Annotated in this window: 12 protein-coding genes (1 of these 12 running past the window's edge); 6 read left to right on the forward strand and 6 right to left on the reverse strand. The window is 44.1% G+C overall.

What is annotated here, in order from left to right; translation table 11 throughout:
* The 3 genes from xdp1 (ACOJRU_RS11540) to prsT all read left to right on the forward strand — a co-directional run.
* Nucleotides 1-193: the 3' end of an exosortase-dependent surface protein XDP1 gene (gene xdp1, locus ACOJRU_RS11540; RefSeq protein ID WP_421131892.1), read on the forward strand. The gene continues 692 nt to the left of window position 1, outside the view; 193 of the gene's 885 nt are visible here — the last part of the coding sequence; the start codon falls outside the window, past its left edge; the stop codon is at nucleotides 191-193.
* 173 nt (nucleotides 194-366) lie between these two features.
* Entirely contained in the window at nucleotides 367-1,200 is an 834-nt protein-coding gene (gene xdp1 / locus ACOJRU_RS11545; RefSeq protein ID WP_421131893.1) for an exosortase-dependent surface protein XDP1, read from the forward strand.
* 101 nt (nucleotides 1,201-1,301) lie between these two features.
* The gene (gene prsT / locus ACOJRU_RS11550; protein WP_421131894.1) at nucleotides 1,302-4,115 is read left to right on the forward strand and encodes an XrtA/PEP-CTERM system TPR-repeat protein PrsT; all 2,814 of its coding nucleotides are present in this window, start codon (nucleotides 1,302-1,304) and stop codon (nucleotides 4,113-4,115) included.
* A gap of 76 nt (nucleotides 4,116-4,191) precedes the next feature.
* On the opposite strand, the gene clpB is transcribed toward prsT, so the two are convergent.
* The 3 genes from clpB to rluD form a co-directional block, all read right to left on the reverse strand.
* A complete protein-coding gene (clpB, locus tag ACOJRU_RS11555; protein WP_421131895.1) occupies nucleotides 4,192-6,768 on the reverse strand; it encodes an ATP-dependent chaperone ClpB in 2,577 nt (858 codons plus the stop codon).
* A 99-nt stretch (nucleotides 6,769-6,867) separates the two neighbouring features.
* Nucleotides 6,868-7,611, reverse strand: coding sequence for a peptidoglycan editing factor PgeF (pgeF, locus tag ACOJRU_RS11560; protein ID WP_421131896.1), 744 nt, complete (start codon nucleotides 7,609-7,611; stop codon nucleotides 6,868-6,870).
* Complete coding sequence (gene rluD / locus ACOJRU_RS11565; protein WP_421131897.1) at nucleotides 7,608-8,591, reverse strand: 23S rRNA pseudouridine(1911/1915/1917) synthase RluD; 984 nt, start codon at nucleotides 8,589-8,591, stop codon at nucleotides 7,608-7,610. The genes pgeF and rluD overlap by 4 nt, the downstream gene beginning before the upstream one ends.
* Nucleotides 8,592-8,775: 184 nt before the next feature.
* Between rluD and ACOJRU_RS11570 the strand changes: the two genes are divergently transcribed.
* The gene (locus tag ACOJRU_RS11570; protein WP_421131898.1) at nucleotides 8,776-9,543 is read left to right on the forward strand and encodes an outer membrane protein assembly factor BamD; all 768 of its coding nucleotides are present in this window, start codon (nucleotides 8,776-8,778) and stop codon (nucleotides 9,541-9,543) included.
* A gap of 41 nt (nucleotides 9,544-9,584) precedes the next feature.
* Here ACOJRU_RS11570 and ACOJRU_RS11575 read toward each other — a convergent pair whose 3' ends face one another.
* From ACOJRU_RS11575 to ACOJRU_RS11585, 3 genes are all read right to left on the reverse strand, one after another.
* Nucleotides 9,585-10,292 carry a ChrR family anti-sigma-E factor gene (locus ACOJRU_RS11575; protein WP_421131899.1) on the reverse strand — a complete coding sequence of 236 codons (708 nt, stop codon included), beginning with the start codon at nucleotides 10,290-10,292 and terminating at the stop codon, nucleotides 9,585-9,587.
* Nucleotides 10,285-10,896, reverse strand: a complete 612-nt coding sequence (locus ACOJRU_RS11580; protein ID WP_421131900.1) for a sigma-70 family RNA polymerase sigma factor — start codon at nucleotides 10,894-10,896, stop codon at nucleotides 10,285-10,287. Before ACOJRU_RS11580 ends, ACOJRU_RS11575 begins: the two co-directional genes overlap by 8 nt.
* A gap of 124 nt (nucleotides 10,897-11,020) precedes the next feature.
* Nucleotides 11,021-11,596, reverse strand: a complete 576-nt coding sequence (locus tag ACOJRU_RS11585) for an LON peptidase substrate-binding domain-containing protein (protein ID WP_421131901.1) — start codon at nucleotides 11,594-11,596, stop codon at nucleotides 11,021-11,023.
* A gap of 268 nt (nucleotides 11,597-11,864) precedes the next feature.
* Between ACOJRU_RS11585 and ACOJRU_RS11590 the strand changes: the two genes are divergently transcribed.
* Together ACOJRU_RS11590 and ACOJRU_RS11595 are read left to right on the forward strand one after the other, a co-directional pair.
* A complete protein-coding gene (locus tag ACOJRU_RS11590) occupies nucleotides 11,865-12,332 on the forward strand; it encodes a nuclear transport factor 2 family protein (protein WP_421131902.1) in 468 nt (155 codons plus the stop codon).
* Nucleotides 12,329-13,048 carry an SDR family NAD(P)-dependent oxidoreductase gene (locus tag ACOJRU_RS11595; RefSeq protein ID WP_421131903.1) on the forward strand — a complete coding sequence of 240 codons (720 nt, stop codon included), beginning with the start codon at nucleotides 12,329-12,331 and terminating at the stop codon, nucleotides 13,046-13,048. The genes ACOJRU_RS11590 and ACOJRU_RS11595 overlap by 4 nt, the downstream gene beginning before the upstream one ends.
* Nucleotides 13,049-13,050: the final 2 nt, after the last annotated feature.

Genomic DNA, 13,050 nt, shown 5'->3' on the forward strand with positions numbered 1-13,050 from the left:
CTATAATACGGTGTTTAGAAACATTGGCGGTTCGTCTAACGATGACGCCTTTAAACTTACCAGTATTGGCTTTTCGATAGATGACAACACCCCTCCCCCAGAAACCACAGCGGTGAGCGAGCCAGGCGCCGCCGGGCTGCTTCTAGCATCAGGATTGCTTGTGATGTGGCGACGAAAACGCCATAACCTATAAATATAGACCAAAGATTAAAATTGACAGGTACGACCTGTCAATTTTTTTTACACCGTGCTGGAAATGAAAAACAAAAAACCCAAAAACTCTTTAGAATCAACACTGTAAATGGTGGCACGGTAAATGCTAAGAGGTATGTAATATTTACAATCCTTACTTCTGGTACCGTATTAATGAATGTAGTTAAGTCTATTGTTTCAAGCATCGCTTTAATCGCGGCAGCTAATGTTTTTGCCGATACAAGTTTACATGAAGCAACTGTGTCGTTGAAAAACGATAACATATCGCATACTTCAACCCCTAGCGCACAAGGAACGACTGTTGATATTGATGGCGTTTCAATTTCGATGGGCTTTTCTGGCTGGTCTGATAACGAAGGAACCAATGATAACATTTTAGGTTCGGGCGTCATAAAAGGCTGGTATAACTGCCAGTTTGATGAAACAGGGTGTACGAACCAAAATAGAAAGTACGGCTACGGGATAGAAAATGATGTGTCTGGCGATAGCCACTCAGCAGATAACTTTTCTGGCGGCGGTGACTTCGATATGTTCCTTTTCACATTCAGCGAAGCAGTTACCCTAAAGGGTGCCGGATTTAGTTGGATGCACGGTGATAACGGCAACAAAGAAGTCACGGTAGCTGGTATAGATAATATTAATTCTTTCTTTTCTGGCACAAGCGCTACATGGCAGAATGTAAAAGGCGATATAATTTCTGGAACGCTTGGGCATTTTGGTGTTGGTTCGAAAGGCAGCAATGGTCTCTACGAATCTAGCTTCACAAATATCACTGGTAAGGCAAAATACTGGTTAGTGGGTGCTTACAACAGCATTTTTGATAGTGTAGGTAGCACATCAGGCGATGGCGTGGGTCTCAAACTTTCAACATTAGACATCTCTATTAGCAAAACTACACCTTCAACCGAAGTCAGTGAGCCAGGTATGCTTGCGCTTATGGGCTTAGGCCTTGGTATGTTAGCGTGGAGACGTAAACGTAGCGTTTAATTGTTTAAAAACAGTTAGAAAACACGTATCTTTAGAAGGTGGCTTTGGCCACCTTTTTTTATGCTTATTGTAAGCTGTTGCTAGAAACCCTTAAGGTAATTATGGACGCTGTCACCCCTAAAAAACGCTTTTTAAAACGCACCTTCTTTTTTGCTGCACTGTCATCGCTCGTCGCTTTTAATAGTGCTGCAACGACATCTGAAGATTATGAGAAAGCCCTCACAGCTTTTAAGAATAATACATACGACGAAGCTTATATCCACCTTAAAAACAGTTTACAAAAAGACCCAGAAAACCTGGCAGCAAAACTTCTAATGGGTGAAATCCTTCTTATTAATGGTTACTTAACTGCCGCAGAGTTAGAGTTTCTCGAAGCGCTTGAAATGGGTGCAGATGTAAACTTGCTAGCAGAGCCATTAGGAAACACATGGCTTTTCCTTAATCAGTACGAAGACATTATCGCGTTTTCAGATGTTGATAAGCTCTCTGGCAATGCCGAACGAGAGTGGCTATTAATTAGAGCCACTGCCTGTATCCGCCTTGAAGATGCGGCATGCGCGTTAAACGACTACAACGCCATTGTGGCCAGATGGCCACAATTTGTTCCAGCTATTAACGGCCTTGCATCCATTGCTTTGCAAAACGAAGAGTTGCGTAACGCGTCAGCCCTTATTGACCAAGCCATGTCAATTGAACCTGAAAATGCCATAACATGGCGATTGAAAGGACAACTTGCTTACCGAAACGGTGACAAGGAAGGCGCAACCGCACACCTGCAAAAGGCCCTTAGCTTTAATCGTGATGACCCAATAGCACTGAGAAACTTAGTCGACCTTTATCTTGAAGCAAAAGATTACGACACGGCAAAACTGTTTGTTGATGAAATTATTGAAGATACACCTAACGATCCGCTGGCCATTTTGTTAGACAGCTGGCTATCGAGTCGAGACGGTGAAGAGGCAATTGATAACGAGAAGCTTAAAGAATTAAACGACTTCATGGCGCAACTTGATCCAGACTTGATCACCTCGCAACCAATGTTGTTATACATCAGCGGCCTCACGAATTTCTTCAATAACAATATGGAAAGTGCGGCAAAAGATTTCAATACCTATGTTCAACAGCAGCCTGATGATCTGCAAGCAGTGCTAATGCTTTCGCAGGTTTACATGGCAACGCAACAAGATAAACAAGCATTACTTCTCTTAGAGCGTTATCAAGATGCTTTAATGGAAGACGTCGATTCGGCGTTAATGCTTGGCGACTTATTTATTAGAGAAAATAAAGCGTTCAAGGCCGAACGACTTCTGCAAACGCTAGAACAAAAGTATCCCGACACGGGCAAACTTCAGCTATTTAAAATTAAGCTGATGGCCGCACGCGGCAAGCAAGACGAAGCGTTGTCTATACTCGACAATAACTTACCTAACTATGAAGACAACGCAGGCTTTCTATTTACCTATGCCTTGATGAACCTTCAGGGGGGGCGTTTCGATAAAGCCATTACCGGCGCAGATAAACTGGCGGTGATATTCCCCGAAGAGGCTGAGGTATTTAACCTAAAAGCGGGTATCTTAATCCGTCAGGGCAAGCTTGAAGAAGCAAAAGTAAACATAGAACAAGCACTCGCAATTAACCCTACGTTATTTCCTGCAAAGTTTAACTTAGCCGCTACAGAAAGTCGGCTGGGGAATGAACCACGCTCTGCGGTACTGGTAGAAGAGTTACTTGCGTTATCGCCACAGCATAATGAAACTTTGATGCTAAAAGCATTTAACCTCACTAAACAGGGCGACATAGACACCGCGAAACAAATATATTTAGACATTCTTACGCTAAACCCGAAAAACAAGACAGCCAGAGAACGTGTGTCAGCGTTATATCAACAGCAAGGCAATATTAAGAGTGCGCTGTATCACCTTGATTTGTTGTTGAAGGACGAGTTTGATAACAGCGATTACTTGTTGCGTAAAGCCGCTTTGCTAATTAACGCTAATAAACAAGACGATGCTGAAAAGGTGCTAAGCGTTGCAGGTAATTTTGTTAACGATGCGCCAAGCAAACTTATCACTTACAGTGATTTACTGCGCAGAATAGATAAACAAGATGCTGCACTTGAAGCGATGCAACAAGCTTATGCCATTTCAAATAAGTCACCGTTTGTCGCGTTTCGTTACGCTAGCTTGTTACTCGATGTAGAAAAAGCACCAGCGGCAGAGCGTGTACTTAATACGTTAACCAAATCGCAACAGCAAACGCCGTTGTATTGGTTCTTAACAGGAAGAGTGTTCGCGAGTAAGTCAGCGGATGAAAGCGCTGTTGATGCATTTAAAAAGTCGCTCGATATTGAACCTGGATTTGCCCAATCACTGGTTGCACTCTACAACTATGCGTTGAATGAAGAATTTGTTGATACGTTTCTAAACACTGCGCGGTCTTTAGTAAGGCAGAGTGAAGAGAACATACTGGCTAAAAACTTATTAGCGCAATATCTCTTTTTTATAAGGGAATTCGAAGAGTCTATAACGCTCTATGAATCGCTTATAGAGGATCCTAATCTACTTAATCCGTCTGAAGCCTTGAACCGGTTGGCGCTTATGCATATCGACACGTCGTTAGTTGACGCACGACGTTACGCCGAACGCGCTTACCAAGCGCAGCCCAATGCATCTCGCATATTAGACACGTTAGGGTGGATTAAAGCCCTTGATGGTGATTACGAGGGTAGCCTTCAAATGCTACGCGACGCGTTTGCTCGTGATGCACAAAACCCGAACATCCGATACCACCTTGGCTACACGCTTTCTAAACTCGGCAGAATAGAGGAAGCCAAGAGCGAACTTACGTTTGCGGTCAACGTTGAACGACCTTTCTTTATGCGTCCTAAAGCGCAGGCGTTGTTAGACACTCTTTGATAGCAACGCTTATACAAAAAAGGCGGCTTTACCCTGTAAAGACCGCCTTTTTATTGACCAGTTACGGCTGTAAGTATTATTGATTCACGATGAATAATTGGTCGTTATCTACGTCAATGCGAATAGTAGATTCAGGCAGTAAATCGCCCGCTAACAGCTTTTGTGCCAATGGATTTTCTATCTGAACTTGGATGGCACGCTTAAGCGGCCTTGCACCAAACACCGGGTCGAAGCCTGCTTCCGCAATTTTATCCATTGCGGCAGCTGAAAGCGTAAGCTTGTAGCCTTTGTCTACCAAACGCGCCCGTAATGTTGCCAATTGAATCTTTGCAATAGACTTAATTTGTTCTTTGCCTAATGGGTGGAACACCACGATATCGTCGACACGATTGATAAACTCAGGTCTAAAGTGTTGACCAACAACATTCATGACCATCCCTTTCATTTCTTCGTACTGGCTTTCACCATGCTTGTCTTGAATGATGTCTGAGCCCAAGTTAGACGTCATTATTACAACAGTGTTTTTGAAATCTACCGTACGCCCCTGCCCGTCAGTTAAACGGCCGTCATCAAGCACCTGAAGCAGAATATTAAATACGTCAGGGTGAGCCTTTTCAACCTCATCAAGCAAGATAACCGAATAGGGTTTTCTGCACACCGCCTCGGTAAGGTACCCCCCCTCTTCGTAACCAACATAACCAGGAGGTGCTCCGACTAAACGTGCAACAGAGTGCTTTTCCATAAATTCAGACATGTCTATTCGAATCATGGCATCTTCTGTATCGAACATGAAACCCGCCAATGCTTTGCATAGCTCGGTTTTACCCACCCCGGTTGGGCCTAAGAACAAGAATGAACCGATAGGACGATTAGGGTCTGCAAGCCCTGCTCTTGACCGCCTTATCGCATTCGACACCGCATTAACCGCTTCTTGTTGTCCGACAACACGTTTATGCAGCACATCTTCCATTCTAAGCAATTTCTCACGCTCGCCTTCAAGCATGCGCGCGACAGGAATACCTGTCCAACGAGATAGCACATCGGCAATTTCGCTATCCGTGACTTTGTTTTTAACCAGGTTAGTTTCAACGGTTTCCTTTTCGGCAGCCTGCTCTAGCTTGGCTTCTAACTCTGGTATACGCCCGTACTGCAATTCTGACATACGGTTCAAATCGGACGCCCTGCGAGCAATTTCTAAATCAAGTTTTGCTTGCTCAAGCTTAGACTTAATCGTTTGCGTACCTTGCATCGCATCCTTTTCAGCTAGCCATACTGTTTCAAGCTCAGCATATTTACTTTCTGCTTGCTCGCGCTCTAGCTCTATCATTTCCAAACGTTTATGGCTTGCATCATCGGTTTCTTTCGCCAATGCTTGTTCTTCAAGCTTTAGCTGAATTACCCTACGCTCAAGCCTGTCCATGTCTTCAGGCTTTGAATCAATTTGCATGCGAATGCTAGATGCCGCTTCATCGATTAAATCGATGGCTTTGTCAGGAAGCTGTCTGTCGCTAATATAGCGATGCGATAAGGTTGCTGCCGCAACAATTGCAGGGTCGGTAATATCCACAGAGTGATGAAGTTCGTAGCGTTCCTTAAGGCCGCGCAGGATAGCAATGGTATCTTCAACACTTGGCTCTTCAACCAATACCTTCTGAAAGCGACGCTCAAGTGCAGCGTCTTTCTCTATGTACTGACGGTATTCATCTAACGTTGTTGCGCCAACACAATGTAGCTCTCCCCTGGCAAGTGCAGGTTTAAGCATATTACCGGCATCCATTGCACCTTCGCCCTTGCCTGCCCCCACCATGGTATGCAATTCATCGACAAACAGAATAACGCGGCCTTCTTCTTTAGCCAGCTCGTTCAATACCGCTTTAAGACGCTCTTCAAATTCACCGCGATATTTTGCGCCTGCGACCAATGCACCCATATCAAGCGATAGCACACGCTTATTTTTGAGTCCTTCGGGTACTTCCCCGTTGATAATACGCTGAGCAAGCCCTTCAACAATGGCCGTTTTACCCACACCGGGCTCACCGATCAGTACCGGGTTATTCTTGGTTCTGCGTTGCAATACTTGTACGGTGCGTCGTATTTCATCGTCTCGCCCAATAACAGGGTCTAATTTCCCTTGCTCGGCACGTTCGGTTAAATCTGTCGTGAATTTTTCTAACGCCTGCCTGACATCTTCTGCGTTAGGGTCGGTAACAGTCTGACCGCCTCGCATATTATCAATAGCTTGTTCAATCGTTTCTTTTTTAACATTTAACTGGCGTAGCACATCGCCCAAACGACCTTTGTCTTGCAGCGCTGCCAAAACAAATATTTCAGATGTGATGTAATCGTCTTTTCGTTGTTGCGCAATTTTGTCACACAAATTAAGCAGTATAATGCTGTCTTTACTTAGCTGTACGTCCCCGCCAATCCCATCTATTCGAGGAAGTCGGTCTACGGCTTCACTTAGTGCCGAGCGCAGTGCATTCACATTGACATTAGCTTGATCTAACAATGGACGAAGAGAGCCACCTTGCTGGTTAAGCATAGCGGTCAACAAATGAACAGGTTCAATGTATTGGTGATCACGGCCAAGCGCCAGTGATTGAGCATCGGAAATCGCAAGCTGAAATTTGCTAGTAAATCTGTCTAATCGCATGGTTACATCCTGAAAGTATCAAATGACCTATGCTTCAGTTATGGGCGCTTAATGATGGCTATTCAAGAGCGAGAGCAAAAAGAGTATAAATTGTTTGATTTAGCGCAAACCAATTACACTAACGATTCTCCCTGTGGGCGTAAGGCCGTTGTGAGTAGCGTAACGGTGAGAATAAAACATGTGATTGTCACAGTAAGTACAAAGGCGGCTTAGTGTCACGTTATCTACCCCAATGTCGTTTAACTGTAACGTTGCAATATGTGGAAGGTCGAGCAAATATTTATTTGCGTTTTTACTTGGCGTTATTGCACTGGGGTACTGGTCAAATCTCGTTATAAGAGCGTTGTCGACCTCATAGCACGTTTTGCAAATAGCTGGGCCTATCCACGCTGTGATTTCACTTAAGGGAGCATTGAAGTGCCTTACTGCATTTTCAAGTATACGCGACGCGAGCCCTTTCCAACCGGCATGTACTGCTGCGACTTGCGTACCCTTTTTGTCACACAGTAACACAGGCAAACAGTCTGCCGTCATAACCGCACAATGGTAATTCGCTGAGCGCGTAAACGCGCCGTCAGCATCTGGAGTAGTAAGCGATTGAACCGTGTCATCAAGCTGCACTATTTTACTACCATGCACTTGATTGAGCCAGAAAACCCTATTGTCATCAGGCAATAGTGCTCTATTTTTACTTACCGTATCGGTGTTGTCCCCAACATGCATTCCAACATTCAACCCCTTATAACGCGATTGGCTATAACCGCCCAACCGAGTTGTCGTATAAGCGACAACGTTAGGCGGTAATGACCAACAAGGTTTGATGAAATGAGGCGCGGTACTCATAGTAAGTCTGGCGGATTATCCTTTGTATCTTGTCTTACTGCCGTGAGAAGGTTTTGCATGTCCTCAGGCAGTGGCGCTTTCCACGTCATCCATTCCTCAGTCTCAGGGTGAAATAATGAAAGCTGTGCAGCGTGAAGCGCCTGACGCTGAAATTGCCTCAATACTGTTACAAACTCGTCTGACGCACCTTTTGGTAAGCGCGGACGACCACTGTATACCGGATCACCTAGCAATGGGTGCTTGATGTGCGCCATATGAACACGTATTTGATGCGTACGGCCTGTCTCTAGCTTCAATCGCAAATGGGTATAAGCGCGAAACTTTTCAATCACGCGAAAATGGGTAATCGCTGGTTTGCCATTTTCTCTTACCGCCATGTGAGTGCGTTTTGTTGCATGTCGACCTATAGGTTCATCAACAATACCACCCGCCACCATCGTGCCTAACGCTATCGCTTCATACTCTCGGCTCATCTCGCGGCGTTGAAGTTGGTCAACAAGGTAGGTTTGGGCCGGGACCGTTTTAGCCACGACCATTAAGCCTGTCGTGTCTTTATCTAAACGGTGCACAATCCCTGCGCGGGGCACCTTGTCTATTTCTGGTACATGATTTAGCAGCGCGTTAAGTAACGTGCCATTAGGATTTCCTGCACCAGGGTGCACGACCAAATCGGCGGGCTTATTAATGATAAGAATATGGTCATCTTCGTAAACGATATTAAGCGCGATGTCTTGCGCTTCACTCGTGACTTGAATCTCCATTTCGGCATTTACCGTTATATGCTCTTCCATTTGCATTTTATGGCGAGGGATAGTCACAGTTTCACCGTTTATGGCGACATTACCCTCTTGGATCCACGTTTTTAACTTAGAACGTGAATATTCAGGGAACAAATCAGCCAAAACTTGATCTAACCGTAAACCAAAATGCGAGGCTTCTGTCGAAGCTTCTAAATGTATTGTGTTGCTCGGTTGCGTCATAACACCAAAGATTGCATGTAAAAAGGGTATTATAACAAGCTTTCTCGCTGTACACTGCGTTGTTTACTATTTTGTATAGTTTTTCTTATAACTAGTACGTTAGAATAGTGTAATCATGTCGAATGAAAGCACCAAAGCGTAGACAGCAGAGCAATAAAACTGTTTAGCAGGAAAAAGAATTATTATGAAATCACTTCGTTTGTTGGCCCCTGTATTGTTTGGAGCCATGGTATCTGTATCTGGTTGTAGCTCTTCTGACTCTAAAGAAGAGAAAGCCGCATTAGCCAACATGGGTGCGCAACAACTGTACGATAGAGCAAAACAGAGTATGGAAGTTGGCAATTTTAGTGCTGCGGCACAAACACTCAGCGCGCTAGATTCTAGGTATCCGTTCGGGCCCCTTTCCCACCAAGTGCAGCTTGACCTGATTTATAGTTATTACAAATCAGGCAAAACATCTGAAACACTGGCTACGATAGATAGGTTTGTTCGTCTAAACCCTAACCACACCGATGTAGACTATGCCTACTATATGCGTGGGCTGACTAATATGGAAACGGACAGCAACTTATTCCAAGAGTTAATGAACATAGACCGAACCGACCGAGATCCCTCTCAGTCACGAGAAGCCTTTGAAGATTTCAGACGTTTAATACAGCAATACCCAGACAGCAAATATGCCGCCGATGCCAAGAAGCGAATGCTTCACATTAAAGACCGTTTGGCTCGTTATGAAATTGCCATCGCCCGTTTTTATATGAGAAGACAAGCTTACGTTGCAGCAGCGAATCGTGGCAGATATGTTATTGAACACTTTCCAGATACCACTCAGGTGCAACAAGCGTTAGAAATTATGGTGTCTAGTTATGAGCAGCTTGGCTTAAACGACTTGAAAGATAACGCGATGAAGACACTGAAACTGAACTTTCCAAGCAGTGACTTTATTAGTTAATGTAAACAGAAAACAAAAAAGCGCACAATGTGCGCTTTTTTTTATTTGAAAAATAAGTGGCTAAAGGGGTTTAATAACCGTGCCAACCCTGACGTAAAGTGAAGTGGCTGGTCTACGATACTAAACACCAAACACCCTTCGCTTTTATCAGCGCGAGGCGTATGGGTATGGTTACCATCCATATAAATGAAGTCGCCCGTGTCATAAGAGTTCAACCCATCACAGAACTCACCATCAATAACCAAGGTGTATTCATTACCTCGATGAGTATGCTCAGGTACACTTCCGCCTTGCCCCATAAAGATAAAGTTCGCAACACCTTTGTTGCCAACTTCTACCGGGGCTTGCCAAAGCTTACCGACAAGACTAGACCAATTTCCCGTATTATCAGTGTAACGATGAAGAGTTCGTGGTAACTCAAACTTTCGACCATCAAGCTCTATCGACACGCTTTTGCGCGCCGAACGCTTGGCAACGACAATATCACCTTCATTCGATGCCGGCATTTGAGTAATAAATGAAAGCATAGAATCGAATGACATCGCATCGTCCATTCCCTGAGGCTGACTCGACGCGGCCGTATTGTCTTCTAATATACTATCCGCTAGCCGCTCAGTTTCTGTCTCAATTCTCTTTTGGCAAGACGGGCACATGTCGCTGTGCGCCGATACTAAAAGTGATACAGCTGGTGATAGCGTGCCTTCAACAAATTCTGAAATTTGCTGAGAGCTTGGGTGAAACCTAATCATTGTCGTTTAGCATGCCTTTTAAACGTTGAAGAGCAAGACGTGTTCTTGACTTAACCGTACCTAAAGGAATGGCTAGCTGGTCAGCAACTTCCTGTTGCGATTTGCCGTCAATATATATCGCCTCAATAACCGCTTTTTGTTTAAGCGGAAGGGCATCAAAAAGGTGACCGATTTGTTCGAGCGTCACCTGATCGTCTAGCGAGGTTTCGTTCACGTCCGCAGTCTGTTCACACAATACTGGCCACAAATCGTCTGAGCACACATCTTCTTTTCGGTTTTGTAGCTTGCGAAGCATATCGAAGCGAATGTTGCGTGCTATTGTAAATATCCATGTAGAAGGTGAGCCCTTCTCAGAATTAAACAGATGCGCTTTTTGCCACACATTCGACATGGTGTCCTGCACCAATTCCATCGCAAGTGCTTCATTTCCCATTTGCTTTAACGCGTATGAACGTAATCGCGGTGCAAAATAATTAAATACTCGGGAAAACGATCGTTTACAGCGGTTTTCAGCTACTAGCACAATGTAATCTGACATTTCAGTGGCGCACTCTTTTGGCTTCACTGTGCTATTACTTTGTTCCAAAGGAATTCCAACTAACATAGGTTTCGTCCGCATTTCCGTTATTTAAGTTTATTCTACGACGTTATCGCGAAAAGAGATTGCTAGAATTAAACGAATTTGATTACGATTTTGTAATAAAGCGATACTAGAGCTGCAGGCAACCTCACGGAATTAAGGCTGACAAGTAGTTTAGTAACAGTTTACTGTCGTTATTCGCTATAAATTGTTGCTTTTGTTCACCGTCAACTGGCAATAGTTCTAGCCAGCGATTAAGCACCCATTCTGGGTCTTCGAACTTAGGGGCTTCATAAAGCGACTTAAGTTCACTGTAACGGTCAAAAATCTCTTTTAACCTTTCGTCCATAGGCATTATTTGTTTTGGAGAAATGTCGCAACGATTCGGGGCTACGTTCTCACATGTACCTGTACGTAGGCCATCTTGCTCTGTCTCGATTGAAGACACTTCAACAATATTAATACCAGCAACCTTTATGCCAAGCAGTCCATCATCAAGCATATCGAAGTCGATGACTTTGGCGAACGTACCATATTTTAAAATATGTTCGTTCTTGTCCTTGTCACCCTTTGCGTTCAGCATACACATGACAAACCCTTTATCCGCGGCACATGCCTCTTTCACCATGCGCACATATCTTGGCTCAAAAATGCGTAAAGCCATCCTACCCTCAGGGAGCAAATGGGCTGAAAGTGGAAATAAAGAAAAACGATTTTCGCTCATACAATAACAATCCTCATAGACAATAAATATTACGCAGGTGTGAGTAAATTGGATCGAATCGGAAAAATTTTCACACTTCATTATATTTAGCTGTGTGCGATTTGATCCACATGACAAAGCAATAGGTAAAACCTTATATGCTCACACCGCGTGGGTTGGCGCGGGGTCGAGCGTGTAGAATTTACAACGACGGGTTGAGGTTCACGGGCAATAAAACGCGGCTTCGCTAGCAATTGACAGGAATTTAATGCATGTTGAGGAGCAAGGATTGTTTAAAAATCAAAGTTCTATGAATGTAATCGAACGTTTTTGTAAAATTTACACGGATCTATGCGAGGTGTCGTCAGGCGACCTTGCTACCATCTACGGTGAAAATGTCGTTTTTGTCGACCCTATCACTACGCACAGAGGGTTAACAGATGTACAGCATTACTTCGCTAACTTGCTAACACAAGCGCAAAGTTGCAAGTTTGACATTGCTACCATCGCACAGTGTTCCGACATGAAGCGGTCAGATCCCGAGGCGCCGTTCACACATGTGGTCAACTGGACAATGACACTCACCTTAAAGAAAGGTCAGAAGGTCATTACCCTCGATGGCACAACGCAGCTTAAGGTCGAGAACGATATTATTACCTACCATAAAGATTATTATGACCTTGGTGAAATGGTGTACGAGCATATCCCTGTCCTTGGCTTTATTATCAAAAAAATAAAAAAGAGTATGTCATCATGAAATCTCTACTAATAACAGGTGCTACATCAGGTATCGGTAAAGCGCTGGCATTACATGCAGCCAAAAATAACTATCGCGTTATCGCATGCGGTAGGAACGAAGACGCTTTAAACGAACTTAGCAAAATAGACAATATCGAATCGCTTCGTTTTGATGTCTCCTCTTTAGAGAGCGCGCGCGATGCGCTTAAAGACGTTAACGCAGACTACTATGTGTTTAATGCAGGAACATGCGAATATGTCGATTTAGAACGTTTTGAATCAGACATGTTCCGACGCGTCTTCGAACCAAACTTTTTCGGTGTTGTCCATTGTGTCGAGGCGGTTTTACCTACTCTTAAAAAAGGTAATTCGCTAGTGATAGTAGACAGTATGGCAAGGCTAATGCCGTTTACACGCTCACAAGCCTATGGCGCAAGCAAAGCCGCGGTTCACTACTTCACTAAAAGTTTGGAAGTGGATTTACATGATAAGGGAATTAGGGTTCAGGCGGTCTCGCCAGGGTTTGTAGAAACACCGTTGACGGATAAAAATGATTTCGATATGCCAATGAAGATTACAGCCGATGAAGCAGCAGTGGCGATGCTAAAAGGCATAGAGAGCGGTAAAAGTAGCATCTATTTCCCAAGGATGTTTGGGTACATATTACGATGCATGAACACGTTGACAGACGGCCTTAAAAAGAAATTGTCGTTGGGTATGCGAACCGAGAAGTAATG

It is taken from the genome of Alteromonas algae (genome assembly GCF_049117195.1).
Lineage (GTDB): Bacteria > Pseudomonadota > Gammaproteobacteria > Enterobacterales > Alteromonadaceae > Alteromonas.

Bases quoted from the DNA above. Each gene is read 5' to 3' on its own strand.
- prsT (WP_421131894.1), top strand. From the start codon at position 1,302: ATGGACGCTGTCACCCCTAAAAAACGCTTTTTAAAACGCACCTTCTTT.
- clpB (WP_421131895.1), bottom strand. From the start codon at position 6,768: ATGCGATTAGACAGATTTACTAGCAAATTTCAGCTTGCGATTTCCGAT.
- ACOJRU_RS11595 (WP_421131903.1), top strand. From the start codon at position 12,329: ATGAAATCTCTACTAATAACAGGTGCTACATCAGGTATCGGTAAAGCG.
- ACOJRU_RS11570 (WP_421131898.1), top strand. From the start codon at position 8,776: ATGAAATCACTTCGTTTGTTGGCCCCTGTATTGTTTGGAGCCATGGTA.
- ACOJRU_RS11585 (WP_421131901.1), bottom strand. From the start codon at position 11,596: ATGAGCGAAAATCGTTTTTCTTTATTTCCACTTTCAGCCCATTTGCTC.
- xdp1 (WP_421131893.1), top strand. From the start codon at position 367: ATGAATGTAGTTAAGTCTATTGTTTCAAGCATCGCTTTAATCGCGGCA.
- ACOJRU_RS11575 (WP_421131899.1), bottom strand. From the start codon at position 10,292: ATGATTAGGTTTCACCCAAGCTCTCAGCAAATTTCAGAATTTGTTGAA.
- ACOJRU_RS11580 (WP_421131900.1), bottom strand. From the start codon at position 10,896: ATGTTAGTTGGAATTCCTTTGGAACAAAGTAATAGCACAGTGAAGCCA.
- rluD (WP_421131897.1), bottom strand. From the start codon at position 8,591: ATGACGCAACCGAGCAACACAATACATTTAGAAGCTTCGACAGAAGCC.
- pgeF (WP_421131896.1), bottom strand. From the start codon at position 7,611: ATGAGTACCGCGCCTCATTTCATCAAACCTTGTTGGTCATTACCGCCT.